Annotated in this window: 25 protein-coding genes and 1 tRNA gene; 6 read left to right on the top strand and 20 right to left on the bottom strand. The window is 59.9% G+C overall.

From position 1 onward, the window contains the following. Positions 1 to 27: 27 nt before the first annotated feature. Positions 28 to 117, bottom strand: a tRNA-Ser gene (locus ACI77I_RS20795). Between the two features lie 336 nt (positions 118 to 453). Here ACI77I_RS20795 and ACI77I_RS20790 point away from each other — a divergent pair. The 3 genes from ACI77I_RS20790 to ACI77I_RS20780 all read left to right on the top strand — a co-directional run bounded on the left by ACI77I_RS20790 (position 454) and on the right by ACI77I_RS20780 (position 3,119). Beyond that, the gene (locus ACI77I_RS20790) at positions 454 to 1,146 is read left to right on the top strand and encodes a crotonase/enoyl-CoA hydratase family protein (RefSeq protein ID WP_094950376.1); all 693 of its coding nucleotides are present in this window, start codon (positions 454 to 456) and stop codon (positions 1,144 to 1,146) included. Between the two features lie 212 nt (positions 1,147 to 1,358). Continuing rightward, entirely contained in the window at positions 1,359 to 2,105 is a 747-nt protein-coding gene (locus ACI77I_RS20785; protein ID WP_406998297.1) for a lysophospholipid acyltransferase family protein, read from the top strand. Positions 2,106 to 2,147: 42 nt separating this feature from the next. Further along, the gene (locus ACI77I_RS20780; RefSeq protein ID WP_094950378.1) at positions 2,148 to 3,119 is read left to right on the top strand and encodes a magnesium and cobalt transport protein CorA; all 972 of its coding nucleotides are present in this window, start codon (positions 2,148 to 2,150) and stop codon (positions 3,117 to 3,119) included. Here ACI77I_RS20780 and ACI77I_RS20775 read toward each other — a convergent pair. From ACI77I_RS20775 to ACI77I_RS20765, 3 genes are all read right to left on the bottom strand, one after another. Continuing rightward, positions 3,116 to 3,841, bottom strand: a complete 726-nt coding sequence (locus ACI77I_RS20775; RefSeq protein ID WP_406998296.1) for an amidotransferase — start codon at positions 3,839 to 3,841, stop codon at positions 3,116 to 3,118. The genes ACI77I_RS20780 and ACI77I_RS20775 overlap by 4 nt on opposite strands. A gap of 215 nt (positions 3,842 to 4,056) precedes the next feature. After that, positions 4,057 to 6,204 (bottom strand): 3-hydroxyacyl-CoA dehydrogenase NAD-binding domain-containing protein, encoded by a 2,148-nt coding sequence (locus tag ACI77I_RS20770; protein ID WP_406998295.1) that lies wholly within the window; start codon positions 6,202 to 6,204, stop codon positions 4,057 to 4,059. A 16-nt stretch (positions 6,205 to 6,220) separates the two neighbouring features. Then, positions 6,221 to 7,426, bottom strand: coding sequence for an acetyl-CoA C-acetyltransferase (locus tag ACI77I_RS20765; RefSeq protein ID WP_406998294.1), 1,206 nt, complete (start codon positions 7,424 to 7,426; stop codon positions 6,221 to 6,223). 648 nt (positions 7,427 to 8,074) lie between these two features. Between ACI77I_RS20765 and ACI77I_RS20760 the strand changes: the two genes are divergently transcribed. Next, a complete protein-coding gene (locus tag ACI77I_RS20760) occupies positions 8,075 to 8,881 on the top strand; it encodes a cytochrome c (protein WP_094950384.1) in 807 nt (268 codons plus the stop codon). Between the two features lie 150 nt (positions 8,882 to 9,031). Here the strand turns inward: ACI77I_RS20760 and ACI77I_RS20755 are convergent, their stop codons facing one another. The 14 genes from ACI77I_RS20755 to ACI77I_RS20690 all read right to left on the bottom strand — a co-directional run bounded on the left by ACI77I_RS20755 (position 9,032) and on the right by ACI77I_RS20690 (position 20,679). After that, positions 9,032 to 9,835, bottom strand: coding sequence for a transglutaminase family protein (locus ACI77I_RS20755; RefSeq protein WP_094952781.1), 804 nt, complete (start codon positions 9,833 to 9,835; stop codon positions 9,032 to 9,034). After that, positions 9,832 to 10,782, bottom strand: a complete 951-nt coding sequence (locus ACI77I_RS20750) for an alpha-E domain-containing protein (RefSeq protein WP_094952782.1) — start codon at positions 10,780 to 10,782, stop codon at positions 9,832 to 9,834. The genes ACI77I_RS20755 and ACI77I_RS20750 overlap by 4 nt, the downstream gene beginning before the upstream one ends. Positions 10,783 to 10,786: 4 nt before the next feature. Beyond that, positions 10,787 to 12,196: a circularly permuted type 2 ATP-grasp protein gene (locus ACI77I_RS20745; RefSeq protein WP_094952783.1), complete on the bottom strand. Its 1,410-nt coding sequence runs from the start codon at positions 12,194 to 12,196 to the stop codon at positions 10,787 to 10,789. A gap of 422 nt (positions 12,197 to 12,618) precedes the next feature. Further along, positions 12,619 to 12,960: a ribonuclease E inhibitor RraB gene (locus ACI77I_RS20740; protein WP_003193463.1), complete on the bottom strand. Its 342-nt coding sequence runs from the start codon at positions 12,958 to 12,960 to the stop codon at positions 12,619 to 12,621. Positions 12,961 to 13,173: 213 nt separating this feature from the next. Then, positions 13,174 to 13,410, bottom strand: a complete 237-nt coding sequence (locus ACI77I_RS20735; RefSeq protein ID WP_025854180.1) for a hypothetical protein — start codon at positions 13,408 to 13,410, stop codon at positions 13,174 to 13,176. Between the two features lie 103 nt (positions 13,411 to 13,513). Continuing rightward, positions 13,514 to 14,119 (bottom strand): START domain-containing protein, encoded by a 606-nt coding sequence (locus tag ACI77I_RS20730; protein ID WP_094952784.1) that lies wholly within the window; start codon positions 14,117 to 14,119, stop codon positions 13,514 to 13,516. 54 nt (positions 14,120 to 14,173) lie between these two features. Next, positions 14,174 to 14,428: a YkgJ family cysteine cluster protein gene (locus ACI77I_RS20725; protein ID WP_094952785.1), complete on the bottom strand. Its 255-nt coding sequence runs from the start codon at positions 14,426 to 14,428 to the stop codon at positions 14,174 to 14,176. A 160-nt stretch (positions 14,429 to 14,588) separates the two neighbouring features. Next, the gene (locus ACI77I_RS20720; RefSeq protein ID WP_242152037.1) at positions 14,589 to 15,080 is read right to left on the bottom strand and encodes a translation initiation factor 2; all 492 of its coding nucleotides are present in this window, start codon (positions 15,078 to 15,080) and stop codon (positions 14,589 to 14,591) included. Positions 15,081 to 15,197: 117 nt separating this feature from the next. Then, a complete protein-coding gene (locus ACI77I_RS20715; RefSeq protein ID WP_094952787.1) occupies positions 15,198 to 16,637 on the bottom strand; it encodes a PLP-dependent aminotransferase family protein in 1,440 nt (479 codons plus the stop codon). Between the two features lie 273 nt (positions 16,638 to 16,910). Further along, on the bottom strand, positions 16,911 to 17,726 hold the full coding sequence (locus ACI77I_RS20710) for an OmpA family protein (protein ID WP_406998293.1): 816 nt from the start codon (positions 17,724 to 17,726) through the stop codon (positions 16,911 to 16,913). After that, positions 17,723 to 18,085, bottom strand: a complete 363-nt coding sequence (locus tag ACI77I_RS20705; protein WP_406998292.1) for a DUF4398 domain-containing protein — start codon at positions 18,083 to 18,085, stop codon at positions 17,723 to 17,725. The genes ACI77I_RS20710 and ACI77I_RS20705 overlap by 4 nt, the downstream gene beginning before the upstream one ends. A 9-nt stretch (positions 18,086 to 18,094) precedes the next feature. Continuing rightward, positions 18,095 to 18,904, bottom strand: a complete 810-nt coding sequence (locus ACI77I_RS20700) for a substrate-binding periplasmic protein (protein WP_406998291.1) — start codon at positions 18,902 to 18,904, stop codon at positions 18,095 to 18,097. Positions 18,905 to 18,983: 79 nt separating this feature from the next. After that, entirely contained in the window at positions 18,984 to 19,913 is a 930-nt protein-coding gene (locus tag ACI77I_RS20695) for an electron transfer flavoprotein subunit alpha/FixB family protein (RefSeq protein ID WP_094952790.1), read from the bottom strand. A gap of 16 nt (positions 19,914 to 19,929) precedes the next feature. Further along, on the bottom strand, positions 19,930 to 20,679 hold the full coding sequence (locus tag ACI77I_RS20690; protein ID WP_406998290.1) for an electron transfer flavoprotein subunit beta/FixA family protein: 750 nt from the start codon (positions 20,677 to 20,679) through the stop codon (positions 19,930 to 19,932). Between the two features lie 507 nt (positions 20,680 to 21,186). On the opposite strand from ACI77I_RS20690, the gene ACI77I_RS20685 reads away from it, so the two are divergent. Continuing rightward, positions 21,187 to 22,851 (top strand): electron transfer flavoprotein-ubiquinone oxidoreductase, encoded by a 1,665-nt coding sequence (locus tag ACI77I_RS20685; RefSeq protein ID WP_406998289.1) that lies wholly within the window; start codon positions 21,187 to 21,189, stop codon positions 22,849 to 22,851. A 192-nt stretch (positions 22,852 to 23,043) separates the two neighbouring features. On the opposite strand, the gene ACI77I_RS20680 is transcribed toward ACI77I_RS20685, so the two are convergent. Further along, positions 23,044 to 23,934 (bottom strand): AraC family transcriptional regulator, encoded by an 891-nt coding sequence (locus ACI77I_RS20680; RefSeq protein WP_094952793.1) that lies wholly within the window; start codon positions 23,932 to 23,934, stop codon positions 23,044 to 23,046. A 182-nt stretch (positions 23,935 to 24,116) separates the two neighbouring features. Between ACI77I_RS20680 and ACI77I_RS20675 the strand changes: the two genes are divergently transcribed. Further along, positions 24,117 to 25,169 (top strand): NAD(P)-dependent alcohol dehydrogenase, encoded by a 1,053-nt coding sequence (locus ACI77I_RS20675; RefSeq protein ID WP_406998288.1) that lies wholly within the window; start codon positions 24,117 to 24,119, stop codon positions 25,167 to 25,169. Here ACI77I_RS20675 and ACI77I_RS20670 read toward each other — a convergent pair whose 3' ends face one another. Beyond that, positions 25,170 to 25,973, bottom strand: coding sequence for an IclR family transcriptional regulator (locus ACI77I_RS20670; RefSeq protein ID WP_094952795.1), 804 nt, complete (start codon positions 25,971 to 25,973; stop codon positions 25,170 to 25,172). Between the last annotated feature and the right edge of the window lie 111 nt (positions 25,974 to 26,084).

Here is a 26,084-nt window from a genome sequence, read left to right as displayed (position 1 = left end):
GTAAAACGGGGCTTTTTAAACTAAAAATGGCGGTGAAGGAGAGATTCGAACTCTCGATACAATTTCTTGTATACACACTTTCCAGGCGTGCTCCTTAAGCCACTCGGACACTTCACCGTATCTCGTCAAACTAGTTCAGTCTGTCGAGGCGCGCTAATGTAGTCGAAAGCCTTTCTGATGGCAAAGGTTTTTTTCAGAATTTTCATGCGGTTAGACGGTTATGCCATTACCCACCCAGCAAGGGGCGGTGAATCTGCCATTCTCGGGCATCGGCGGTACGCGTTCGGGGCGGCGGCTGCGCCCGGCTCCGGGCCGTCTACCCTTGGGGATGCGGCAAAAGCCTGACTGGGTAGTCAGTCACGGCGCTTTACCGGGGCGGGCGTGGTGGGTAACGTCTGCGCATGCGCTTCTATAAACAGCCTATCTATAACAAGTCCTACAAGGAACCGCGTCATGAGTGAGTTGATTGCCTACCACCTCGAAGACGGTATCGCGACCCTGACCTTGAGCAACGGCAAGGTGAATGCCATTTCTCCGGCGGTGGTCAGTGAGTTTAATACGGCACTGGATCAGGCCGAGAAGGATCGGGCGGTGGTGATCATCACCGGGACGCCGGGGATTCTGTCCGGTGGTTATGATTTGAAGGTGATGACGGCCGGCCCTAAAGAGGCTATCAGCCTGGTGACGTCGGGCTCGACGTTGGCGCGTCGCCTGTTGTCGCACCCGTTCCCGGTGATTGTGGCGTGCCCTGGGCATGCGGTGGCCAAGGGTGCGTTCCTGCTGTTGTCGGCCGATTATCGGATTGGCGTGGAAGGCCCGTTCAGCATCGGCCTGAATGAAGTGGCGATCGGCATGACCATGCACCACGCCGGTATTGAGCTGGCGCGGGATCGGCTGCGTAAGTCGGCGTTTCATCGTTCGGTGATCAATGCCGAGATGTTTGACCCGCAAGGCGCCTTGGGCGCTGGCTTCCTGGATAAGGTGGTAGCACCGGAGGAATTGCACGCGGCGGCCCTGGCAGCGGCGCGTCAGTTGAAGAAGATCAACATGAACGCCCACAAGCACACCAAGTTGAAGGTACGTAAGGCGCTGCTGGAAGCCTTGGATGATGCAATCATTCAGGATCAGGGCCACAACCTAAGCTGATGCTTTATAGCTGCTGCGCCAAAGCCCGACCATGAGTCGGGCTTTTCTTACAAAAAATTCGGAAACATCCTTAACCGCTCTAGCCGGGCTTTGCCGGCACACGTTGAAACATGTGCTTAAACATCGCCTATCTCCTACGTCTGTAGGGGCAATTGCCGAATACAGTGCACATCCGTACACTGCGCCACCTTTTGTCCAGATGGGCCGTGTCGATGCTTTTTCTGTTACGTATGTTGTTGATGGGCCTGCACTTTATGGTCGCGGGTGTGCTGGGCGTGTTGCTGGGTATCTGTCGGCCGTTCAATCCGGACAACAGTCGCCTGTGTGCTCGCCTCTACGGGCTGCCTGCGATGTGGATATTGCGGCTGAACGTGAAGGCGGATATCGACTCGCTGCGTAACAAACCGGGCACGTGCGTGATCCTCGCTAACCACCAGTCCAACTACGATCTGTTTGTGTTGGGCACTGTGGTGCCGCATCGCACGGTGTGTATCGCCAAGAAGAGCCTGAAATGGGTGCCGCTGTTCGGCCAATTGTTCTGGCTGGCGGGCAATGTACTGATCGACCGTGGCAATGCGCAAAAGGCGCGCCGCGCGATGCTCACGACCACGCATACCTTGCAGCACGAAGACACCTCGATCTGGGTGTTCCCGGAAGGCACGCGCAACTTGGGCAAAGGGTTGTTGCCATTCAAGAAAGGCGCGTTCCATATGGCGATTGCGGCAGGTGTGCCGATCGTGCAGGTGTGTGTCAGCAATTACGTCACGCATATGCAGCTTAATCGTTGGAACAGTGGTGATGTGCTCATACGTTCGTTGCCGCCGATTCCTACCGTGGGACTGACTCCGGATGACATCCCGGCGTTGATGCAGGCGTGTCAGGCGCAGATGGATGAATGCATCACGGCGATGGACCGTGAACTGCAATCGGCAGCAACAATCGAACTCGCTTCCAGCTAAGCTGCCCAACACCTGTCCTCCTAATAAGAAGCGATCAGCACCATGGGTAGAGTTGTTGCGGCGGCCGTTTACAGCGCCGGAAAGAAAGTCACTGATATCACCCTCGACGAAGGCGCAGCCTGGGCTGCCAAACCCGACCACTTTGTGTGGATCGGCCTGGAAGAGCCCAACGCCCAGGAGCTGGCCAACCTGCAACGCCAGTTCAACTTGCATGAACTGGCGATCGAAGACGCGCTGGAAAAACACAGCCGCCCGAAGTTGGAAACCTTCGGCGATGCGCTGTTTATCGTCACCTATTCACCAGTGCGCGAGAACGGCAAGCTGGTGTTTATCGAAACCCATATTTTCGCCGGCAACGGCTACATCATCACTGCCCGCAACGGTCATTCGGCGTCCTACGGCTTTGTGCGCCAACGCTGTGAGGCAAGGCCACTGCTGCTCGAGCACGGTGAAGATTTCGTACTCTATGCGCTGCTGGATTTCGTCACCGAAAACTACCAGCCGGTGAGCGAAGCAATCCACGCCGAAATTGATGAGCTGGAGCGTAACGTGCTGTGCAGCTCGCTGAGCGAGCGCGATATCCAGAACCTCCACGGCCTGCGCCGCGACGTGCTGCGGCTCAAACGTTATGTGGCACCGATGGTGGAGATCAGCCAGGAGCTGCAGAAGCTGAGCTTCCCGTTTATCGACAAGAATATGCGCCCGTATTTCCGTGACGTGCAGATCCACGTGACGCGGCAGATGGAAGACCTCACCACCCTGCGCGATATCGCCAGCCAGACCATTGAGATTGGTGTGTTGCTGGAGGCGTCGCGCCAAAGCGTGGTGCAGCGCAAGTTCGCCGCGTGGGCGGCGATCCTGGCATTCCCCACCGCAGTAGCGGGGATTTATGGGATGAACTTCCAGAATATGCCCGAGCTGCAATGGCACTACGGCTATTTTGCGGTGCTCGGGTTTATCGCCGTGGGCTGCACCAGTTTGTGGGCCAGCTTCAAGCGTTCGGGCTGGCTTTAAGCTGAAGCCTGCGGCTTGTGCGCGACAAAGCGCATCATCCATTCCGCCACGGTGACGCCGTGGTGGTCACGTGCCAAGCTGGCGACGCCGTTGGTGTAGGCCTTTTCGCCCAGCGTTGTCTGAAGAATCTCCAGCAGCTCGCGGGAATAGTCGTGGATAAATTCCGGATGGCCTTGGAAGCACAGCACCTGGTCGCCGATGTGGTACGCAGCGAACGGGCAAAAAACGCTGGAGGCAATAACCGTGGCGTTTTCCGGCAAGGTGGTCACCTGGTCCTGGTGGCTGATCAATAGCGTCAACTCGTCCACTTCCGGGCTCATCCATGGCGCCTTGGCATCAAGTTTGTAGTCGTGGATGCCGATGCCCCAGCCTTGCCCGGCACGTTCGGTCTTGCCGCCCAGCAGCAGTGCCAGCAGTTGGTGGCCGAAGCAGATGCCGAGCAACTTGTCGCCGCGCTCGTAACGTTGGAGCAGGTAGGTCTTGAGGGTCTGGATCCACGGGTCGGTGCCGAAAGAATCGGCTTTGCTGCCGGTGACGAGGTAGGCGTCAAACACTTCTTCATCCGACGGGTATTCACCCTGCACCACGTTGTAGACGACAAATTCGGCGGCAATCGGTTGCTTGGAGAACAGGCGCTTGAACATCTGCCCGTACCCTTGGTATTGATCGATCAAGCCTGGACGCAGGATATCGGTTTCCAGGATACAGACGCGTAGCGACATAAAAAATACCTGACACGGTGATGGGAATAATGCACACCCCAGAGCCTGCCTTGAAATGTACCTGCAAAGCAAGTCCCGCCAAGTGACTCACGGTGGGCGCGGGCTTGCCTGCGATGGCGTCATATCAGCCGACCTATGCAGTGGCTGACATACCGCTATCGCGGGCAAGCCCGCTCCCACAGTGGTTCTCTATCGGGCAGGATAGGGCGTTTCGGTCAGCCGAATATTTCTCCTTGTGCCGCTTTTTCCAGTAGCAATGCCGGTGGCGAGAACCGTTCCCCATACTGCTCAGCCAAGTAACGCGCCCGGGCGATAAAGTCGTTCAGGCCGTACTGGTTGATAAACTGCAGCGCGCCGCCACTCCACGCGGCAAAGCCGATGCCGAAGATCGAGCCGACGTTGGCGTCAGCCGTGGACATCAACACGCCCTCCTCCACGCAGCGCACGGTTTCGATAGCCTGAATAAACAGCAAGCGGTCGCGTACATCCTGTGGCGAAATATGTTTGTCGGGCTGTTCAAACCGCGTTTTCAACTCGGGCCACAGGTGTTTCTGCCCACCGACGGGGTAGTCGTAAAAGCCGCCGCCCGCCGCCTTGCCGGGGCGTTTGTATTCGTTCACCAACAGGTCAATGACCACTGTCGCCGGATGCGTCGGCAGCGGCTTGCCTTCGGCCTGCAGATCCTTCGCGGTTTGCTGTCGGATGTGGCTCATTAAGCTGAGCGACACTTCATCCGACACCGCCAACGGCCCCACCGGCATGCCGGCCTTGCGCGCTTCGGTTTCGATCATCGGCGCGGCCACGCCTTCGCCGAGCATGGCGATACCTTCGTTGGTGAAGGTGCCAAACACGCGCGAGGTGAAGAAGCCGCGACTGTCGTTTACCACGATCGGGGTTTTCTTGATTTGCAGTACGAAATCAAAACCCCGAGCCAGGGTTTCGTCACGGGTGTGGGCGCCCTTGATGATTTCCACCAGCGGCATCTTGTCGACCGGGCTGAAGAAATGCAGGCCGATGAACTTGCCTTGATCAGGCACCGCTTTCGCCAGGCCGCTGATGGGCAAGGTCGAGGTGTTGGAGGCAATTACGGCGTCGGTGCCGACCACGCTTTGAGCGGCGGTCGAGACCTTGGCCTTAAGTTCGCGGTCTTCGAACACAGCTTCGATGATCAGGTCGCAGCCGGCCAGGTCAGCATCAGACGCCGTAGGATGAATCCGCGCCAAAGTGATTTCCCGCTGTTCGGCGGTCAATTGCCCACGGCTGACTTTCTTATCCAGCAGCGCGGCCGAATGTGCCTTGCCCTTCTCTGCCGCCGCCACGTTAATGTCCTTGAGCACCACCTCGATGCCCGCACAGGCGCTGACATAGGCAATGCCCGCGCCCATCATCCCCGCGCCAAGCACACCGACTTGGCGCGTGATGTACGGCGCAAAACCTTGTGGCCGCGAGCTGCCGGCGTTGATTTCGTTGAGCTGGAACCAGAAGGTGCCGATCATGTTTTTCGCCACCTGCCCGGTGACGAGTTCGGTGAAGTAGCGGGTTTCGATCAGGTGCGCGGTGTCGAAATCCACCTGGGCGCCTTCCACGGCGGCGCAGAGGATTTTCTCCGGGGCCGGGAAGCAGCCATGGGTTTTGCTGCGCAAAATCGACGGTGCAATCGCCAGCATCTGCGCTACTTTTGGGTGTGAGGGCGAGCCGCCGGGGATCTGATAGGCCTTGTTGTCCCACGGTTGTTTGGCCTCAGGATTGGCCAGAATCCAGGCCCGAGACTTGGCCAGCAGCTCCTCGCGATCCGCCGCCAATTCATGGATCAATCCCGCCTGCAACGCCTGCTGCGGCCGCACTTTTTTGCCTTCCAGCAAATACGGCAAGGCCTTTTCCAGCCCCAGCATACGCACCATACGCACGACCCCGCCGCCGCCCGGCAACAGGCCTAGGGTGACCTCCGGCAAGCCGAGCTGGGTCGACTTGTCGTCCAGTGCGACGCGGTAATGGCATGCCAGGCAAATCTCCCAGCCGCCACCGAGTGCCGCGCCGTTGATCGCGGCCACCACCGGCTTGCCGAGGGTTTCCAGGCGGCGCAATTGCGCCTTCAGCACCAACACGCTGTCGTAGAAAACTTTTGCATGGGCCTTATCGACTTTGATCAATTCATTGAGGTCGCCGCCGGCAAAAAAGGTCTTCTTCGCCGAGGTGATAACCACACCGGCGATGTCATCCTTTTCCGCTTCCAGGCGCGCCACGGTGGCCGCCATGGCCTCGCGGTACACGGCGTTCATGGTGTTGGCGCTCTGGCCGGGCATGTCGAGGGTCAGCACCACGATCTGGTCCTGGCCTTTTTCGTAACGAATGGCTTCGGTCATGACAGGTTCCTTGGGCTCAGAGGCGTTCGATGATGGTGGCGATGCCCATGCCACCGCCGACACACAGGGTGGCCAGGCCGTAGCGCTGCTGGCGCACTTCCAGTTCGTCGAGCAGGGTGCCAAGGATCGCGCAGCCCGTGGCGCCCAGCGGGTGGCCCATGGCGATGGAGCCGCCGTTGACGTTGACCCGAGCGGCGTCGATGCCCATGTCCTTGATGAACTTGAGGACGACTGAGGCAAACGCCTCGTTGACTTCGAACAGGTCGATGTCTTCCACACGCAAACCGGCCTTGGCCAAGGCTTTGCGCGTGGCCGGTGCCGGGCCGGTGAGCATGATGGTCGGGTCGGTGCTGGTCACCGCTGTGGCGACAATCCGCGCTCGCGGTTGCAGGCCCAGTTCGCGGCCACGGGCCTCGGAGCCGATCAACATCAGCGCGGCACCGTCGACGATGCCGGAGCTGTTGCCGGGTGTGTGCACGTGATTGATGCGCTCCACATGGCTGTAGACCCGCAACGCCGTCGCGTCGAAGCCCATCTGCCCCATCATTTCAAAGCTTGGCTTGAGCTTGCTGAGGCCTTCGAGGGTGGAGTCGCCACGGATGAATTCGTCGTGGTCCAGCAGCACGATGCCGTTCTGGTCCTGCACCGCGATCAGCGACTTGTTGAAGGCACCGTCTGCGCGTGCCCTGGCCGCTTTCTGCTGGGAATGCAGGGCGAAGGCGTCGACGTCTTGGCGGGTAAAACCTTCCAGGGTCGCGATCAAATCCGCGCCGATGCCTTGGGGCGTGAAGTGGCTGTGCATATTGGTGTGCGGGTCGAGCACCCAAGCGCCGCCATCGCTGCCCATGGGCACCCGCGACATGGATTCAACGCCGCCGACCACCACCAAGTCTTCAAAGCCGGAACGCACTTTCATCGCGCCGAGGTTCACCGCTTCCAGGCCTGAGGCGCAGAAGCGGTTGATCTGCAGGCCGGCAACGCTGACGTCCCAGTCGGCCACCAGCGCGGCGGTTTTGGCGATGTCGGCGCCCTGGTCGCCCACCGGGGTCACGCAACCGAGGACGATGTCATCCACCTGGCGTGTATCAAGGTCGCTGCGCTGGGCCAGCGCGGTGAGCAAGCCCGCCACCAGGTTTACCGGTTTGACGCTGTGCAGGGCGCCGTCGGCCTTGCCTTTGCCCCGGGGCGTGCGTATCGCATCAAAGATCAAAGCTTGAGTCATGACATCCTCGAACGCTGTGCGTGTGTGCCCCTACCTTAGGCCCGATTGACACGGTTTCAATGACCGATGCGCTCATTGCTTTTGACCCTCACGCTCGGACGAACGGTAGGGTGCTATGGGAGACCTCGGGTTAATCGTTTTAGCGGTCTAGCCAAGGCATTGGCGCCAAGATGGCGGTATGCCTCATGCCTTTTTAAGTAGAAATTCTGATTAGCTGATATGAAATGGATCTAAGGCAATAAGAACGAGGGCTCTAAGGTTCACTTAGTAGGAAGTTGCTGCCGGGTTTTGCTGGAGCAGCTGTAAGAAAAGCGACACGTCACGTTGCGATACTGAAAATTACCAGCCCGCATTTGACGCTCAGGAATAACAACAAAAGGCAGTCAGCCATGTTCAAACATTCGAAAGTACGTCAGGCGGGACTTATTCTCTTCACCACCACACTGATTCTGATCTTGCCCAATTTAACCAAGATTATTGGGTGACGACTCGATCCACACATTCCGGGCACTCATTGCACCAGGACTACAGCTTTTGGCAGCACCTGCCGGGACATTGCGTATAGCGATCCTGTTACAGGGGCTGTCTTTTTACATGCGGATTTCCGGTATCGTGGGCCGCATCGCCACCCACCATCGGGCTCTCTTCTTGAAACCAATCCTTGCCGTCCTCGCCCTGCTGCTCGCCTTGCCCGCTTCGGCTGCGCAATTGACTATAGAGCTGGATCACGCCAACAAGACCTGGCAGACCGCTGATCTACTCAAGCACCCGGATGCGCAGACGGTGCAGGTCGTTGATGACGTTTCCTACAAGCGCAACATGACTTATCGCGCGGTGCCGCTGGCGTCTCTGCTTCCAGGCTTGAAGCCTGAAAACCACCTCCAAGCCGTGGCCCTGGATGGCTTCGCCGCTGAGCTGACGGCTGCGCCCTTGCTTGAAAATCGTGGCGCCCGTGCTTGGTTGGCGGTGGAAGACCCTGCCCATCCATGGCCTGCGTTGGCGGCGGGCAAGCCGAGTGCCGGGCCGTTTTACCTGGTGTGGACCGATCCGCAGGCCGGCCATATCAGCCCTGAGCAGTGGCCGTTCCAGATCTCTGGAATTAAGCAATTGAAGACCGTGGCCGAGCGCTTTCCGGCGTTGTTGCCAGACCCGAAGTTGGCCGCCAATGACCCGGTCAACCAGGGTTTTGCGTTGTTCCAGAAAAACTGCCTGGCCTGCCACCGCCTTAATGGCGCAGGCGATGCGCAGGTGGGGCCAGACCTGAATATCCCCTATAACCCGACTGAGTATTTCAGCGGGGATTTCCTCAAGCGTTATATCCGCGACCCGCAAAGCATGCGGCATTGGCCACAGGCGAAGATGCCGGCGTTTGCTGCCAGTGTGTTGCCGGATGGCGAGCTGGACCTGCTGGTGGGGTATTTGAAGCATATGGCGGGGCGTAAACAGCAGCCGTGAGCCTTGCAAACGTTCTGAAAACACCACCGCTCACTGTGGGAGCTGGCTTGCCTGCGATGGCGGTGGGTCAGCTACAAATGGGTTAACTGACAGGCCGCTATCGCAGGCAAGCCAGCTCCCACCCTCGATCAACTTCGCCGGTAAAGACGGTTATTGCTGCTGCACCGAAAGCACCGGCGTCGGCGCCACGAACACCTTGGCATGCATCTGCTCATGCCCACCACCACGGCGCATGCCGCGTACCGGGCAGGCGTCGAGGTAGTCCAAGCCCACTGCCAGTTTGAGATGCCGCTCGGGCCGCGCCAGTTGGTTGGTCACATCAAAGCTGTACCACGCGTCATCCAGCCAGGCTTCGGCCCAGGCGTGGCTGGCCAGGTGGGTGCTGTCCTCCGTGTACAAATACCCCGACACATACCGCGCAGGAATGCCGAGGCTGCGTGCACAGGCCAGGAACGCATGGGTGTGGTCCTGGCACACGCCCGCGCGCCCTGCGAAGGCCTGGGCGGCGCAAGTGTCAACTTCGGTGGCGCCGGGCGTGTAGACCATCGACTGGTTGAGCGCGTGCATCAGGTCGATCAACGCACTGCGGTCGCGACGTTGATGGCAATGCAGCTCGGCGAACAGGCGCAAGGCCTCATCGGGCTCGGTCAGGCGCGTACTGCGCAAGAACGGAAACGCCGACTGACTCTCGTGTTCGGCCTCGCGCAATTCATCGATATCCACCTGGCCACGGGCGCCGATGATGATGGCGTCGTGGGGTTCGTCGAGGGTCAGCACATGCAGGATGTTGCCGAACGGGTCGACCTGGGCGCGCACCGGGCGCGGCAAGTCCAGCTGCCAACTGAGCACGTGCTGGCGTTCGCTGTCGTGGGGCGTGAGGCGCAGGTATTGGATGCTGGCGCGCACTTGGTCTTCGTAGTGGTAGGTGGTTTCGTGGCTGATGGAGAGTCTCATGCGGCCTCCAGGTAGGAACTGTAGATGGCGTCGCCGAGCTGGCGCACCAAGGGGATAAAGTCGGTCAGCCAGGCGTGCAGGCCTTCCTCGAGGATTTCATCGATGGCGGTGAAGCGCAGGCGCGCGTCCATCTCGGCGGCCAGGCGCTGGGCCGGGCGACCGTTGAGGCCGGGCAGGCTGGCGAGGATCTGATCGATCTCTTCGCTGCAAGCGCGCAGCGAGCGCGGCACGTCGGCGCGCAACAACAGCAGTTCCGCCACTTGCCTGGCCCCCGGCGCGTCACGGTAGATCTCGGTGTAGGCCTCGAACGATGACAGCGCGCGCAACAAGGCGCTCCACTGATAGTAGGCGTGGGCCGTGCCGTCGCTGACGGCGGCGGCTTGGTCGCCGGCCATTTCGTAGCGCGCATCCAGCAGGCGCAGGGTGTTGTCGGCGCGCTCGATGAAGGTGCCCAGACGAATAAAACGAAAAGCGTCGTTGCGCATGATGGTGCCGTAGGTGGCGCCACGGAACAGGTGCGAACGTTCCTTGACCCATTCACAGAACCGGCTCATGCCGTAGCGGCTAAGGCCCTGCTGGGCGATATCGCGAATATCCAGCCAGGTGGCGTTAATGTTTTCCCACATGTCGGCGGTGATTCGCCCACGCACCGCATGGGCGCTGGCCCGCGCGGCGCCGAGGCAACTGTAGATGCTCGCCGGGTTAGCCGCGTCCAGCGCGAAGAAGTGCAGCAGGCGCTCGGCATGCAGTTCGCCGTGGCGTTCGTGGTAATCATCGAGGGTGCCGGTGATCAGCAGCGGCATCGCCAATTCATGCAGGCCATCACCGCGCCCATCCTGCGGCATCAGCGACAACGAATAGCTGACATCGAGCATGCGCGCGAGGTTTTCCGCGCGCTCCAGGTAGCGCGACATCCAGTACAAATCCGAGGCAGTTCTACTCAACATGGCATCAGTCCTCGACCACCCAAGTGTCTTTGGTACCGCCGCCCTGGGAGGAGTTGACCACCAGCGAGCCTTCGCGCAAGGCCACGCGGGTCAAACCACCGGGCACTACACGGGTTTCCTTGCCGGACAACACGAACGGCCGCAGGTCGATATGGCGTGGTGCGATGCCATTTTCGACGAAGGTCGGGCAGGTGGATAAACACAGGGTCGGCTGCGCGATGTAGGCGTGAGGTTTGGCCTTGATACGCGCACGGAAGGCTTCGATTTCCGCTTGGGTGGACGCGGGGCCGACCAGCATGCCGTAGCCGCCGGAACCCTGGGTTTCCTTGACTACCAGGTCTGGCAGGTTGGCCAGCACGTGAGACAGTTCGTCGGGCTTGCGGCATTGAAACGTAGGAACGTTCTTCAGGATCGGCTCTTCATCCAGGTAAAAACGGATCATCTCGGTGACGAAGGGGTACACCGATTTGTCATCCGCCACCCCGGTGCCAATCGCGTTGGCCAGTACCACATTGCCCGAGCGATACGCCGCCAGCAGGCCGGGCACGCCGAGCATGGAGTCCGGATTGAAGGCCAGCGGGTCGAGGAACGCGTCGTCGAGGCGACGGTAGATCACATCGACCGCCTTGGGGCCGTCGGTGGTACGCATGAACACGCGGTCATCGCGCACGAACAGGTCGGCGCCTTCCACCAGCTCCACACCCATTTCCCGCGCCAGGAAGGCATGCTCGAAAAACGCGCTATTGAAGCGTCCCGGGGTCAGCACCACCACGCTGGGGTTATCCAGCGGGCTTGAGCTTTTCAGGGTGTCGAGCAGCAGGTTGGGGTAGTGGTCGATGGGCGCGATGCGCTGGGCGGCGAACAGTTCGGGGAACAGGCGCATCATCATCTTGCGGTCTTCGAGCATGTAGCTGACGCCGCTCGGCGTGCGCAGGTTGTCTTCCAGCACGTAGTAGGTGCCGTCGCCATCACGTACGAGGTCGACGCCGGAGATGTGGGAATACAGACCGCGGTGCAAGTCCAGGCCCTGCATGGCCAGCTGGTATTGTTCGTTGGCCAGCACCTGTTCGGCAGGGATGATCCCGGCCTTGATGATGCGTTGCTCGTGGTACAGGTCGGCCAGAAACATGTTCAGCGCCTTGACCCGTTGAATGCAGCCGCGCTCGACGATCCGCCATTCGCTCGCCGGAATGCTGCGCGGGATGGTGTCGAAAGGAATCAGGCGCTCGGTGCCCTGCTCGTCCCCGTAAAGGGTGAAGGTGATGCCGGCGCGATGGAACAGCAAATCGGCTTCGCGCCGGCGCTGAGCCAGCAGCTCGGCCGGTGTTTCGGCCAACCAGCGGGCGAACTCGCGGTAATGGGGGCGGACCTGCCCTGCCCCGTCGTACATTTCATCGTAATAAGTGCGGGTCATGCCGTACTCCTTGTCACCCGGGCGTTTGAACTACCGCAAAGCCCGTGCCATCGGCATAAACACTTAAAAATCAGTGAGTTGAATTACCACTGGGATCTATACGCACCGTCCTGGTGCGCAGAATGCCCGCCGTCGTGTGCCGCGCTTCATCACAATGCGGGCTTTGACTATCAACAGCATAGTCAGAGTTGATTTCACTGCCCGCCCACGCCTGCGGATAATCACCCCCATCGGCTGAACAGGATGCGTCCTACAGCTTCAGCGAACCGCTCTTCCCTTTAGGCCACCCTCTTTGGGTGGCTTTTTTTTGGTGCGAGAAAACACGCTGCAAGTTCCGAGAGTTTTCCTACAGCACAAACAAAATCGGCCGACCCAAAGGTCAGCCGATACGCTGCGTTTCTCATTCTGCTCTGTGCAGTGAATTACATCGGTAACCCACGCACCTCCTGCTTGACGCCCCATCCCTCGATGATCCCGCCCAAAGGCTCGACCACCGCCTCAAAGTCTTGCTCGAAGTCTCCTATGCCGTCGTAGGTTGCGAACATGATTTTGCTCAGTTCCAGGTACCAGGCGCCATCATCGCGCGCGCTGACCTGGGCATTCAGGGATTCCCCACGAAATCGACCCGCAGCCCTGCGCGCCCGTTCCTCATCCGGGAATATGGCGTAGAACTCGATGGGGTGAAAACGTGAGAAGTCAAAGCCGCCCTCTTTCATGCGGCGCAATACGTTGGTGCTGATGTCTTCTTGATAGGCTGTGCTCATGAAACGTCCTCCTCAAACTGATGGATAGACTTTCCGTGCTTCCCGAAGACCGCGCCCTGCTGGCGCCGGTGCTACGGCATTAACGACACCGTGGGAAAACAAGCATGTAGCTGACAAGACCAGACCTTAGCGATTCATTCGCTGATCTCACTTGCAGAGTAGCGCGAAGCTATCACCTCCACCAGAGGCGCTTTAAAGGCATACAGAGAATGTTCAGGCGGCAGGCGATATGTCGAGGATTTGAATGCTGTTCTGGTCTTTCAGAATCTTGACCGTAGGCTCGGGTTTACGGCCTTCCAGGTCATTGAGGTCAAGTTCGGCGGCCACAGGTACGAGCTTGTTGCGAATCATGTGCGCCGCATCTTCGAGGCTGGGCTTCTGGTCGCAGGTGAACTGCTCGACGGACTTTACGCCGTGATCATCAACGAAGGTAATCTGCCACTTTTGCATCGGTGCCTCCTCGATAAAACCCGTGTGTGGGCTTACAACTATCTGGACCTTGAGGGCTCGGCAAACGTTCCACTCATGTCCGGAGGCACCGGATCAACTGCGCTTATTTTTCAGCGTGTTCTTTCAAGGCTTTCAAGGTGTTGAACGGCGCGTCCACCACAAACTTGTTGGCCAGCCACGATGGCACGCTGCCGCCTGGCTCGGTGTGCACCTGGTAGGTCACTTCGGTCTGGTTGTCGCCTTTGGGCACCAGTTTCCAATAACCGTCTACCTGGGCCACTCGCACGTAACCTTTGACTTCCGGCTGGTAGGTCGGCACTTCCAGCAGTTTGCGCGTCACGGTGCCGTCGGCGGCCTTGGAGGTGGTGATTTCGAGGATCGAATCACGGTCGGTCACCGGGAACGGTGCCTTGAACTGGGTGTAGGTCCAGCTCTTGTCGCCTTCGGTCTTGAGCAGTTTTTGCGATTTGCATTCGTGGATCCAGGAGCAGGCACCGGCCACGTCTTCCTGCAGGGCCTGGATCTTGGCCACTGGCGCCTTGATCAAGGTGACACCGCGATACGCCTTGTATTTGGAACCGGCAATTTCGCTCAGGGACACCTTGATACCGTCTTCGTCCTTGGCGACTTGCCAATCCTCAGCCTGGGCAGTGGCAGCAAACAACACCGTAAAACCGCACAGCACAGCCATTCGTTTCAGCGAACCCATTGTTGTATTCCTTATTGTCGACGTTCTGAAAGTAAGTTCCGAAAGTAAAGCCCATCAAGCCGCCGTCATCTGCTCCCACCAGCCGATCAACCGGATCGCATCGGCTTGGTCGGTGCCACAGACATCCAGATCCGCCTTGAAATCACTGCACACCGCTGGGCGTTCCGGTTGGCCAAACAGCTGGCATAGCTGTTCGACCGACAGGTGCAAGCAGCGTTCGCCCGCCGGTTTGCCATGGGGCATGCCCGGCAATGGCGAACTGATGGAGGGGGCGATGCAGCATGCGCCACAGCCTTCACGGCATTTCATGACCAGCAGGTCCTCGACGACTCAGTGTGGATGGCCGGGCTAGAGTACGCCCTTAAACAGCCGTTTTAAAATGGTCTAACAGGGGTTTTTCGCACAAAACAAAAGTGACCGACCAGTCTGCGACAGATGGTCAGTGGGCGACGTCACCTTTGCGGGAAAATTATTGCTTGAATTCGAAATCCAGCGCGGCGCCTTCGATATCGCGCCGCTCTTCGTTACGCAGTTGCAGCTTCATCTCGTTGCTGAGCAGGCGCCCGTTGATCTGGAACGCGCTGTTGTCGGTAGGCTTTTCGCCAAACATGGGCGGCAACAACGGCACGCTCTTGGGTTTGGGCATGGTGCCGATGGGCTGCAAGTGCCTGACCATCTCAGAGGGCAAAGACAGGTCCAACTGGGCCGATGGCAGTTTAGTCTGGGCCACTTCACGGGCCGACTTGGATTTGCTCGCAATCGGTGCGCGCTTTTTGACCTTCGCGGCTTTCTTCTTGGCGACCGGGGCTTTTTTAGCCGGGACCGGTTTCTTCGCTGGGGTCTTTTGCTCGGTACTGGCCGCGGGCGTGCTTTTGGTCACGGGAGCCGCCGCCAGCACGGTGCCAACGTTACACAGGCTTAACAGGCCAATCACCACAGCAGCGCGAAAAATAGAGGTCATATCGCCTACAGCATTAACGGCAGAGGGCCATATGCTCGCTTGTTGTGCGCGGCCTGACAAGCCTGGAGATCAGCCAGCGATCGATACTGTCCCCTTTCCACGCCTCAGCCAGCCGTTTTAAAACCCGGCAGCTGTCTCTTGGCACAGTTGGCTGGCGAGCATCCCCAACGTCATCAGGGCCCGCTCTGCCTCGCGGTTCCACGGTGTGCCGCAGTTGAGGCGAATACAGTGGTTGAACTGTTCTGTGTTACTAAAAATTACCCCCGGTGCAATGCTGATACCTTGCTGCAGTGCGCGCACGTGCAGTTCCTGGGTATTGACGCGCCCGGGCAAACTGACCCACAAGATAAAGCCGCCGTTCGGGCGGGTCATCTGTGTGCCTTCGGGGAAGTACTGCTGCACCGCCAGCTGGAAAGCGCTGAGGTTCTTGCGGTATTCCTGGCGGATGTAGCGCAGGTGGCGGTCATAACCACCGTTTTCCAGATAGGCCGCGACGCCCATCTGGGTGACGCTGCACGCCGAGTGGGTGCTGAACATCTGCAATCGCTGGATTTCCTGCTGGTACTTGCCGGCGATCATCCAGCCGATGCGCACGCCGGGTGACAACGTCTTGGAGAAACTCGAACAGTAGATCACCCGGTCCAGGCGGTCATAGGCTTTCAGGGCCTTGGTGCGGCCCAACTCGAACATTAGCTCGCCGTAGATATCGTCCTCGACGATCTGGATATCGAAATCCGAGGCCAGGCGCAGCAACTGTTTCTGCCGCTCCTCAGGCATGGTCGCGCCCAGGGGATTGCTCAGGCGCGTGGTCAACACCAGCGCTTTGATCGACCACTGGTTGGCCGCCAGTTGCAGGGCCTCAAGGCTCATGCCGGTGGACGGGTCGCTGGGGATCTCGATGACTTTGAGGCCCAGCAAGTCGGCCAGTTGCAGCAAGCCGTAATAGGTGGGTGATTCTGCGGCGATCAAATCACCCGGACGCGTCAGCACGCGCAACGACATCTGCAACGCATCGACACAGCCGTGGGTGATCACCACTTCGGAGGGGTCGACCACCACGCCGGCGTCGCGCATGCGAATCGCCACTTGGCGGCGCAGCGGCTCAAAACCGGGGCTGAACATGTAACTGAATGCCCGCGGGCTTTGGAAGCGCGTGACCTTGGCCAGTTGCTGGTGCAGCGCGCGTACCGGCAGGTAATCCACACTCGGCACGGCGGCGCCCAACGGGAAGACGCCTTCGCGGCGCGACTCGACCAAAACTTGCTGGATGATGCTGCTGCGGGTGACCAAGCCCGGGCGCTCGACCCGTGCGATGTCCGGCGTCGGCGCCGTGAGCGCAGGCGTCTGGTGCACGTAATAGCCCGATTGCGGCCGCGCCCGGATCAGCCCCTGGTCTTCCAGGTTGGCGTAAGCCTGCAACACCGTGGCGTGGCTGACGTTGAGCTGGGAGCTCATTTTGCGCACCGAGGGCACACGCTCACCGGGCTGATAGACACCACGCCGGATGTCCTCAGCCAGTTGCTGGGCGATACGTTGGTAGAGCAACAGATTGGTCATGACGCAGCACTCGATTTCACGGGTATTTTATTTTTGTGTGAAACATACCGGCACAGTTTAGAAGTGTACGGGGACAGTTGCGAGAATAGTCGAGCACGAGCGGCAGTGATAGAAAAAACTGTAGGGGTGTTGAACATGAAAAACCCGATCAGCGATCGGGTTTGCTTTGGGTGGGAGCTGGCTTGCCTGGGATGCAGGCACCTCGGTGTATCTGGCTCAGCGAGGTGATGCTATCGCAGGCAAGCCAGCTCCCACACAAGACCGTGCCGGGCCTTAGCGCGCGGCGCCCAGCTGGCCCTTCTCATCGGAGAACACAATTTCCACCCGACGGTTCTGCGCACGGCCACGTTCGGAAGCGTTGGCTTCGACCGGGTACTGGTCGCCATAGCCTTCGACCTGGATGCGTTTTTCGTCGATCCCCAGGTCCATCAGCACATCGGCCACCGATTGCGCGCGGTCGCGGGACAGTTTGAGGTTTTCCTGCTCGCCACCGGTGTTATCGGTGTAACCCTCAATGCGCACTACGCGCTTGGGGTTCAGTTGCAAAAACTGCACGATCTTCAGCACAGTACGGTTGGCCGAGTTTTCCAGTTCCGCCTCACCGGTGTCGAACAGCACATCGCCCAAGGTCATCACCAAGCCGCGATTGGTCTGGGTGGTGGTCAGGCTAGCGATTTGCTCTTCGAGCCACTTGCCCTGCTGCTGCACACTGGCCAGCTTGTTTTCACGCAGGGCCAGTTGCAGGCGTTGGCGTTCCAGTTCGAGCTTGGTGCCGCGCTCGGCATTAAGCCCCTGTTCGGTGTGTTCGCGGGCGATCGCGCTGTAGCGCTGGCTCAGGTAAGCGTAATGCACCACGTCGGCGCCGCTGCCCCAATAGCTGGACAAGCGATCGGCGCGGGCCAGGGATTCACCGGCGCGAATCACATCCTTGGGCGCAAAGCGCAACACGTTGGCGTCTTCCTTGACCGCCTGGAAGTCACTGCCGGCCTGCTCCAACGCCTGTTCGCTATTGGCCTGGCTGGCGCAACCGCCCAAGGCGGCGCTGCTCAGTAGCAACACACAGCTCAAACCACGGATCATCGGGCTCATTGGGCTTCTCCCAACTGCAATTGCTTGCGCAGGCGGGTGATGCGGGTGTTGAGCACGTTCAGTTGCTCCTGGCTTTTCTGGGTCAGAATCTTGGCTTCGGCGAGGCGCGCATCCAGCTCAGCTTGTTCGGCCCGCATGCGCGCACGCTTATAGGATTCGTCGGCCATGTTGGCCTTGGCCCTGGCGAACTTGTCTTCGGCCAGTTTCAGCTCTGGCGAATCATCGGTGCTGGCACCCACGGCGCTGGCTTGCTCCAAGGCTTGCTGGGTGAGGCGTATTTGTTCATTCGGCGCAGGATCGACTGCACATCCCGCCAAAGCGACAACGGCGAGGGCCGCGAAAAGAGGTCGAATAGTCACTGTAGATCCTTACTTTGCTGGGGTGCCGACGGGTTGCTGCAATTGCGCCTTCCAGCGCTCGAGGTTGCGCTGCGTTGCCGCTTGCACCACACCGGACGCGGCCAATTCTGTCATCTTTTTAGCCAGCTGTCCGCGCAGCCATGGGTCATTGCAGGCGGAGTTGTGGGAAATCGCCAGGTACAGGCCGGGCTGATCAATGGGTACTTCGCGCGCGATCAGGTCATTGCTCATGCCCAAGGTCTGGGCCATGGCCATGCCGGAATAACGCCCGGCGAGGACGTAGTCCACTTCGCCGAGCAACAGTTTTTGGAAGGCTGGCGTTAGGCTGGGCAGGCGTTGCAGGCTCAGTTGCAGGCCGGCGAACGCTTCGAAGTCGGCACTCAAACGTGCACGTTCCGAGACCGCGCCCTTGTGGCCGTGCAGGTCGGCGGCCGAGGTGTAGACCAGCGCCGAATCCTTGCGCGTCCAGACCAGATAATCGATCTGCATCAACGCCGGGTGGATATAGTCGAGGGTTTCCAACTCGCCCAGGTTCAGCGGCGCATCGGCGAGGATGTCCATGCGCCCGCTGCGCACTTCATCCAGGGCCAGGGAGCGTTTGCCGCCGTAGAGCAGGTCAAGTTTAAGCCCGAGGTCCTTGGCCACTTGTTGCAATACATCAGCGGTGGCGCCGATCAGGTGGGTCGGGTCTTGCGGGTCGCGCCATAGCAAGGGCGGTGCGTCCGGGCTGCCGGTGATCACCAGGCGCTCACATTTGCCGGCGGCCAGCGCCAGGCTCGGCAGTAGCGACAGGGCTAGCAATACGGGACGCAGGTCCATGGCGGTTTCTCCAGGTTAAAAAAGGCGCAAAAAAAAGCCCGGTCCAAAGACCGGGCTCTTTATAAGTGAAGCCGCTGGATTAGACCAGCTTCTCCAACTCAGGTACGGCTTCGAACAAGTCCGCAACCAGGCCGTAATCAGCCACCTGGAAGATCGGTGCTTCTTCGTCCTTGTTGATCGCTACGATCACTTTGGAGTCTTTCATACCGGCCAAATGCTGGATCGCGCCGGAGATACCGACGGCGATGTACAGCTGTGGCGCAACGATTTTGCCGGTCTGGCCGACCTGCATGTCGTTGGGTACGAAACCTGCGTCGACGGCCGCGCGGGAAGCGCCGACCGCAGCGCCCAGCTTGTCGGCCAGGGCGTACAGGTGCTTGAAGTTGTCACCGTTCTGCATGCCGCGACCGCCGGAAACGACGATCTTGGCAGCGGTCAGCTCTGGGCGATCCGACTTGGCCAGCTCTTCGCCAACAAAGCTGGAAGTGCCAGCGTCGTGGGCAGCGGAGACGGCTTCAACGGCAGCCGAACCACCTTCAGCAGCAACCGGGTCGAAACCGGTGGCACGCACGGTGATGACTTTGATCGCAGCAGTCGATTGCACGGTGGCAATGGCGTTACCGGCGTAGATCGGGCGCTTGAAGGTGTCAGCGCTTTCAACCGAGATGATCTCGGAGATCTGGTCAACGTCCAGCTGCGCGGCAACGCGTGGCAGGATGTTTTTGCCGTTGGACGTGGCAGCTGCCAGGATGTGGCTGTAGCCAGCGCCCAGCTCTGCAACCAGCGGAGCAACGTTTTCCGGCAGTTGATGAGCGTAAGCGGCGTTGTCGGCCAGCAGTACTTTGCTCACGCCAGCGACTTTCGCAGCGGCTTCAGCCACGGCGCCAGCGCCTTGACCGGCTACCAGCACGTGAATGTCGCCACCGATTTTAGCGGCAGCGGCTACGGTGTTGAGTGTGGCCGGGGCCAACACTTTGTTGTCGTGTTCTGCGATTACCAAGATAGTCATGGTTAGGCTCCCCAATTCAAAGCACCTTCGCTTCGTTTTTCAGTTTCTCGACCAGCTCAGCAACAGACTTGACCTTGATGCCCGCGCTGCGTGCAGCCGGTGCTTCAACTTTCACAGTCTTGTTGGTAGAGGCGGTAGAAACGCCCAAAGCTTCTGGAGTAACCGACTCAAGCGGCTTCTTTTTGGCTTTCATGATGTTTGGCAGGGTCGCGTAGCGCGGCTCGTTCAAACGCAGGTCGGTGGTCACGATGGCCGGCAGTTTCAGCGAAACTGTTTGTGCGCCGCCGTCGATTTCACGGGTAACAGCTACGCTGTCGCCGCTCACTTCGACTTTGGAGGCAAAGGTGCCCTGGCCGTAACCGGTCAGCGCAGCCAGCATCTGGCCAGTCTGGTTGTTGTCGCTGTCGATCGCCTGTTTGCCGAGGATCACCAGTTGAGGCTGTTCCTTGTCGACAACGGCTTTGAGCAGCTTGGCAACGGCCAGGGAGGTCAGCTCTTCAGCCGACTCAACCAGGATAGCGCGGTCGGCGCCCAGTGCCAGGGCAGTACGCAACTGCTCTTGAGCAGTGGTAGGGCCGATGGAAACCACGACGATTTCAGTCGCCACGCCTTTCTCTTTCAGGCGTACGGCTTCTTCCACAGCGATTTCGCAGAACGGGTTCATCGACATCTTGACGTTAGCGAGGTCGACGCCGGAATTGTCCGCCTTGACGCGAACTTTCACGTTGTAATCGACAACGCGTTTGACAGCTACAAGAACCTTCATGGATTCCTCGTTACTCTCCGGTGAAAAGAAAGTCGCCTAGGCGAACCTGGCGGTTGATGCTCATCGGCACACAAGGGCACCTCCAAAAACCTCGGCAAGTGACTCAGCGATGGGGAAATGATGACCGTTCGTCAGGGGTGACTGAGGGGTCATTCTTTATCGCAGCGTGTAAACTGCGCGCCATCGTTTAGGCGCGCGTCACCTGTCTTGCTTTTGGACGTGCTCTTGAAACCTGCTGTCTGCCTACGGTAAGCGCAAAACCGACCGTATATTGACCGGAACACCTATTCTGGTCAATACGCCAAAATAGCCAGTCATAAGCCGCGTTGCTTTGATTTACCTAGCTTCCAAGCAATTCAAACAAACGTTTGTATTGGACGCTGCCAGTGGTGTAGATATAATGCGCCACCTAGAGAGAAAGGTGGGTCTTGCCGTTGCTGCGAGGCGACACCGAACCTCCACCCATTAGAAAAAAAAGCCTGTTGAGCCTTGAGTAGGAGATAGCCTGTGGAACGCGAATACATGGAATTCGACGTGGTCATCGTCGGCGCTGGCCCGGCAGGCCTGTCTGCCGCCTGCCGATTGAAGCAGAAGGCCGCCGAAGCCGGTAAAGAAATCAGCGTCTGCGTGGTCGAGAAAGGCTCCGAAGTCGGCGCGCATATCCTCTCCGGTGCGGTGTTCGAACCCCGCGCCCTGAACGAACTGTTCCCGGACTGGAAAGCACTCGGCGCCCCGCTCAACACCCCTGTAGTGCGTGATGACATCTATGTACTGCGCAGCGCCGACACCTCCACCAAGGTGCCTGACTTCTTTGTGCCCAAGACCATGCACAACGAAGGCAACTACATCATCTCCCTGGGCAACCTGTGCCGCTGGCTGGCCCAACAGGCTGAGAACCTGGGTGTGGAAGTCTACCCGGGCTTCGCCGCTCAAGAAGCACTGTTCGACGAAAACGGCGTGGTGCGCGGGATCATCACCGGCGACCTCGGCGTCGACCGTGAAGGCCATCCAAAAGAAGGCGTGTACACGCCGGGCATGGAACTGCGTGGCAAGTACACGCTGTTCGCCGAAGGCTGCCGTGGCCACATCGGCAAGCAACTGATCCAGCGCTTCAACCTGGACAGCGACGCCGATGCCCAGCACTACGGCATCGGCCTGAAGGAAATCTGGGAAATCGACCCCGCCAAGCACCAACCTGGCCTGGTGGTGCACACCGCCGGTTGGCCGCTGGACATCATGAGCAACGAGAACACCGGCGGCTCTTTCCTTTATCACTTGGAAAACAACCAAGTGGTCGTGGGCTTGATCGTCGACCTGTCCTACAGCAACACCTTCCTGTCGCCGTTCGATGAGTTCCAGCGCCTCAAGCATCACCCCGTACTGGCCCAGTACCTGGAAGGCGGCAAGCGTATCAGCTACGGCGCGCGGGCCCTGGCCAAAGGCGGCATCAACTCGTTGCCGAAAATGGTCTTCAAAGGCGGCGCCCTGATCGGCTGCGACCTGGGCACCATGAACGTGGCCAAGATCAAAGGCAGCCACACCGCGATGAAGTCCGGCATGCTCGCTGCCGACGCCGTGGCCGAGCGCCTGTTCGCCGAGTCTGAAGGCGGCGACGAACTGACCAACTACGTCGAGAGTTTCAAAGCCAGCTGGCTCTACGAAGAGCTGTTCGCCAGCCGCAACTTCGGCCCGGCGATGCACAAATTCGGCCCGATCATCGGCGCCGGCTTCAACTGGTTCGACCAGAACATCCTCGGCGGCAAAATGCCGTTCACCTTGCACGACACCAAGCCGGACTACGCCTGCCTGAAGCTCGCCAAGGACAGCACCAAGATCGACTACCTTAAACCCGACGGCAAGTTGAGCTTCGACAAGCTCAGCTCGGTGTTCATCTCCGGTACCAACCACGAAGAAGAACAACCGTGCCACTTGAAGTTGAAAGACCCGAGCATCCCGATCGGCACCAACCTGCCGCTCTACGATGAACCGGCGCAGCGCTACTGCCCGGCCGGCGTGTATGAAGTGATCACAAAGGAAGACGGCGAGAAGCGCTTCCAGATCAACGCCCAGAACTGCGTGCACTGCAAGACCTGTGACATCAAGGACCCTTCGCAGAACATCACCTGGGTGACGCCGGAAGGCGCGGGTGGGCCGACTTACCCGAATATGTAAGTCGATTGCTTGACCTGAAAGGCTCCCAGACCGGGAGCCTTTTTTATGGCCGGCATAAATCGAATGTGGGACCCGCTTTCTGTGGGAGCCGGGCTTGCCCGCGATGCAGGCGACTCGGTCTGTCAGTAAAACTCAGCTGATGCCATCGCAGGCAAGCCAGCTCCCACATTGACCGAGTTGTATCAACAGAACCTAGGCCGCGCGCTCTTCACCCGGATTACGCAGGAAATAGCGCTTATATTCGCGACTGAACTGCGACGTACTCTGATACCCCACGCTGTGCGCCGCCTGCGCCACGCTCTGGCCGTCCACCAGCAGCAACTGCTGCGCCTTGAGCAAACGCAAACGCTTGAGGTACTGCACCGGCGACAACAACGTGCAGCGTTTGAAGTGCTCATGAAACGTCGACGCGCTCATGTGCGCATAACCCGCCAAGGTCTCGATATTCAGCGGCTCGGCGTAATGGGCATGCAGGTGATTCAATGACGTGGCAATCCGCGAAAACTGCCCCTGCTGTTCCACCAACGCCCGCAGCACATCGGCCTGCGGCCCGCGCAACGCGGTGAACAACAATTCGCGTACCCGCGCCGGGCCCATGATCCGGCTTTCCAGCGGATCGTGCAGGCACTGCAACAGCCGCTCGACGCAACCGCGCATCGCCTCATCCAACACCACCGAACTCATCGACTCCAGGGTCTGCGCGGTCGGCGGCGGCCCGGCCTGGATGCCCATGGCCATGACCAACTCGCCCAGCACCACACGGTCGATGCCCACCGTCACGCCATACAGCGGCGCATTCGGCAGGGCAAACGTCTCGCATTCAAACGGCACCGGCATCGCCTGGATCAGGTAATGCCCAGCGCCATACTCAAGCGTACGCGGGCCCAGGTAGGCGACTTTGCTGCCCTGGGCGACGATCATCAGGCTTGGTTCATAGATCTGCGGCCCACGCGCCACGTCGCAACTGGCGCGCAAGACCTTCACACCCGGCAGGTGGGTCGGGGAAAAACCGTCGCGGGGCGTAAGCCCTTTTATCAAGGCCACCAGCGTGGCGTTGGCGTCGAGATGGCGGGTCAACAACATGGCAAAAAACTTCGCGAAAAAGGGATGAGAGCATCATCGCAGGTCTTGGGGCGGATGAATCCAATTCAGGGGCACTGCCGGACGAATAGGCATGAGGTTCGGAGCAATCGCCATGGCTGCGTCAGGGGGTGGCGCGGAGAATGGCCCGCCTTACCTGTCACTGCTTTTGCGAGGTTTTCACCATGTACACCGCCATCGGTTATGCCGCCCAGTCGGCGACCACTCCCCTCGCCCCCATGTCCTTCGAACGCCGCAGCCCGCGCGCCGATGACGTGGCCATCGAGATCCTTTACTGCGGCGTGTGCCATTCCGACATCCACCAGGCACGCAACGAGTGGGGCATTGCCGTGTACCCGCTGATGCCGGGCCACGAGATTGTCGGCAAAGTCACCGCCGTCGGCGCCAGCGTCACCGCGCACAAAGTCGGCGACCTGGTCGGCGTAGGCTGCATGGTTGACTCGTGCCGCCACTGCGACGCCTGCCATGCAGACCTGGAGCAATACTGCCTCGAAGGCCCGACCATGACCTACGCCACCCCGGACCGGGTTGATGGCAGCAACACCATGGGCGGCTACTCCGACAGCATCGTGGTCAGCGAGCACTTCGTGGTGAAGATCCCGGCCAAGCTCGACCTGGCCAGCGCCGCACCGATCCTGTGTGCAGGCATCACCACCTACTCGCCACTCAAGCACTACGGCGTGAAAGCGGGCGACAAAGTCGGCGTGCTGGGCATGGGCGGCCTGGGCCACATGGGCATCAAGTTCGCCAAGGCGATGGGCGCGGAAGTCACGCTGTTCACCCGCTCCGCGAGCAAGGCTGAGGAAGGCCGTCGCCAGGGCGCCGACCACGTGATCGTGTCCACCGACGCCGACCAGATGAAAGCCGCCGCCGGCAGCTTTGACTTCCTGCTCGACACCATTCCGGTGCAGCACGATCTGAACCCCTACCTCGATGTGCTGCGCTTTGACGGCGTGCACATCCTGGTCGGCCTGATCGAGCCGGTCGATCCACCGGTCAACGCGGCCAAGCTGGTGTTGGGGCGTAAAGTGCTGGCCGGTTCGTTGATCGGCGGCATTGCCGAAACCCAGGAAGTCCTGGACTTCTGCGCCGAGCACAACATCACCTGCGACATCGAAATGCTCGATATTCGCCAGATCAACGAGGCTTACACCCGCATGATCGCTGGTGATGTGAAGTACCGCTTTGTCATCGACATGGCGACCTTGAAGGCCTGATCAGGCCTTCGCGCCCAACTCCGCTGACAGCCGCGCTGCGACCTGTTTGATCACAGGGATCAGCTCGGCCATTTTCTCCAGCGGCATGTAGGGCACGGTACTGGCGATGCTGATGCCGGCGACGATTCGCCGGCTGGCATCGCGCACCGGTGCCGCCACACAACGGATCGACGGTTCGTTGTCCTCCAGATCGAACGCATAACCGCCCACCACGTATTCGCGCATGCGCTGCTCGAACTGCGCCCAGGATTGCTCCGGGTGCTGAGGCCATTGCTGGCTCTTGCCTGCGGCCGGCAGGCTGGCTTCATACAGGCGCTGCCACTCCTGCACCGAGTCATCCAGCAACATTGCCTTGCCCACACCCGTGCGCGCCAGCGGCATGCGATGACCGACCCGCGAGCGCATTTCCGGGCCGTTGCGGCCGGGGTTCTTGTGCAGGTAAAGCACGTCGTCGTATTCGCGAATCGCCAAGTGGATGGTGTCGCCGGTCAGCGCCGACAGCTCATCCAGGTAAGGCACGGCCAGGCTGACCAGCGGCAGTTCTTCACGGGCCTGGAAGCCCAGCTCAATCAGCTTGGGCCCCAGCAGGTAACCGACTTGCGGCACCACGCGCAGGTAACGCTCCTCCACCAGGCAACTGGCCAGGCGGTGTGTGGTGCTGCGGGTAGTGCCGATGCGCCGGGCGATCTCTTTCAGATCCCGCGCACCGGCCGCCACCGCTTGCACCACGCCCAGGCCACGCAGCAGGGTCTGGGTGCCGGTGGGCGCGGCGTCTTTGACGGGAGTGTGGGCGTTTTCCTGCATATCGGGCCTATTGGGAAGTACGAAAACGGCGCCATTATGGCAAATGCAGCCTTCCTGAACAGAGGTGATCCATTGTGGGAGCTGGCTTGCCTGCGATAGCGGTGTGTCAGC

The organism is Pseudomonas sp. D47, from assembly GCF_045447305.1.
Classification (GTDB): Bacteria; Pseudomonadota; Gammaproteobacteria; order Pseudomonadales; family Pseudomonadaceae; genus Aquipseudomonas.
This window is presented reverse-complemented; position numbering and strand designations above follow the sequence as displayed.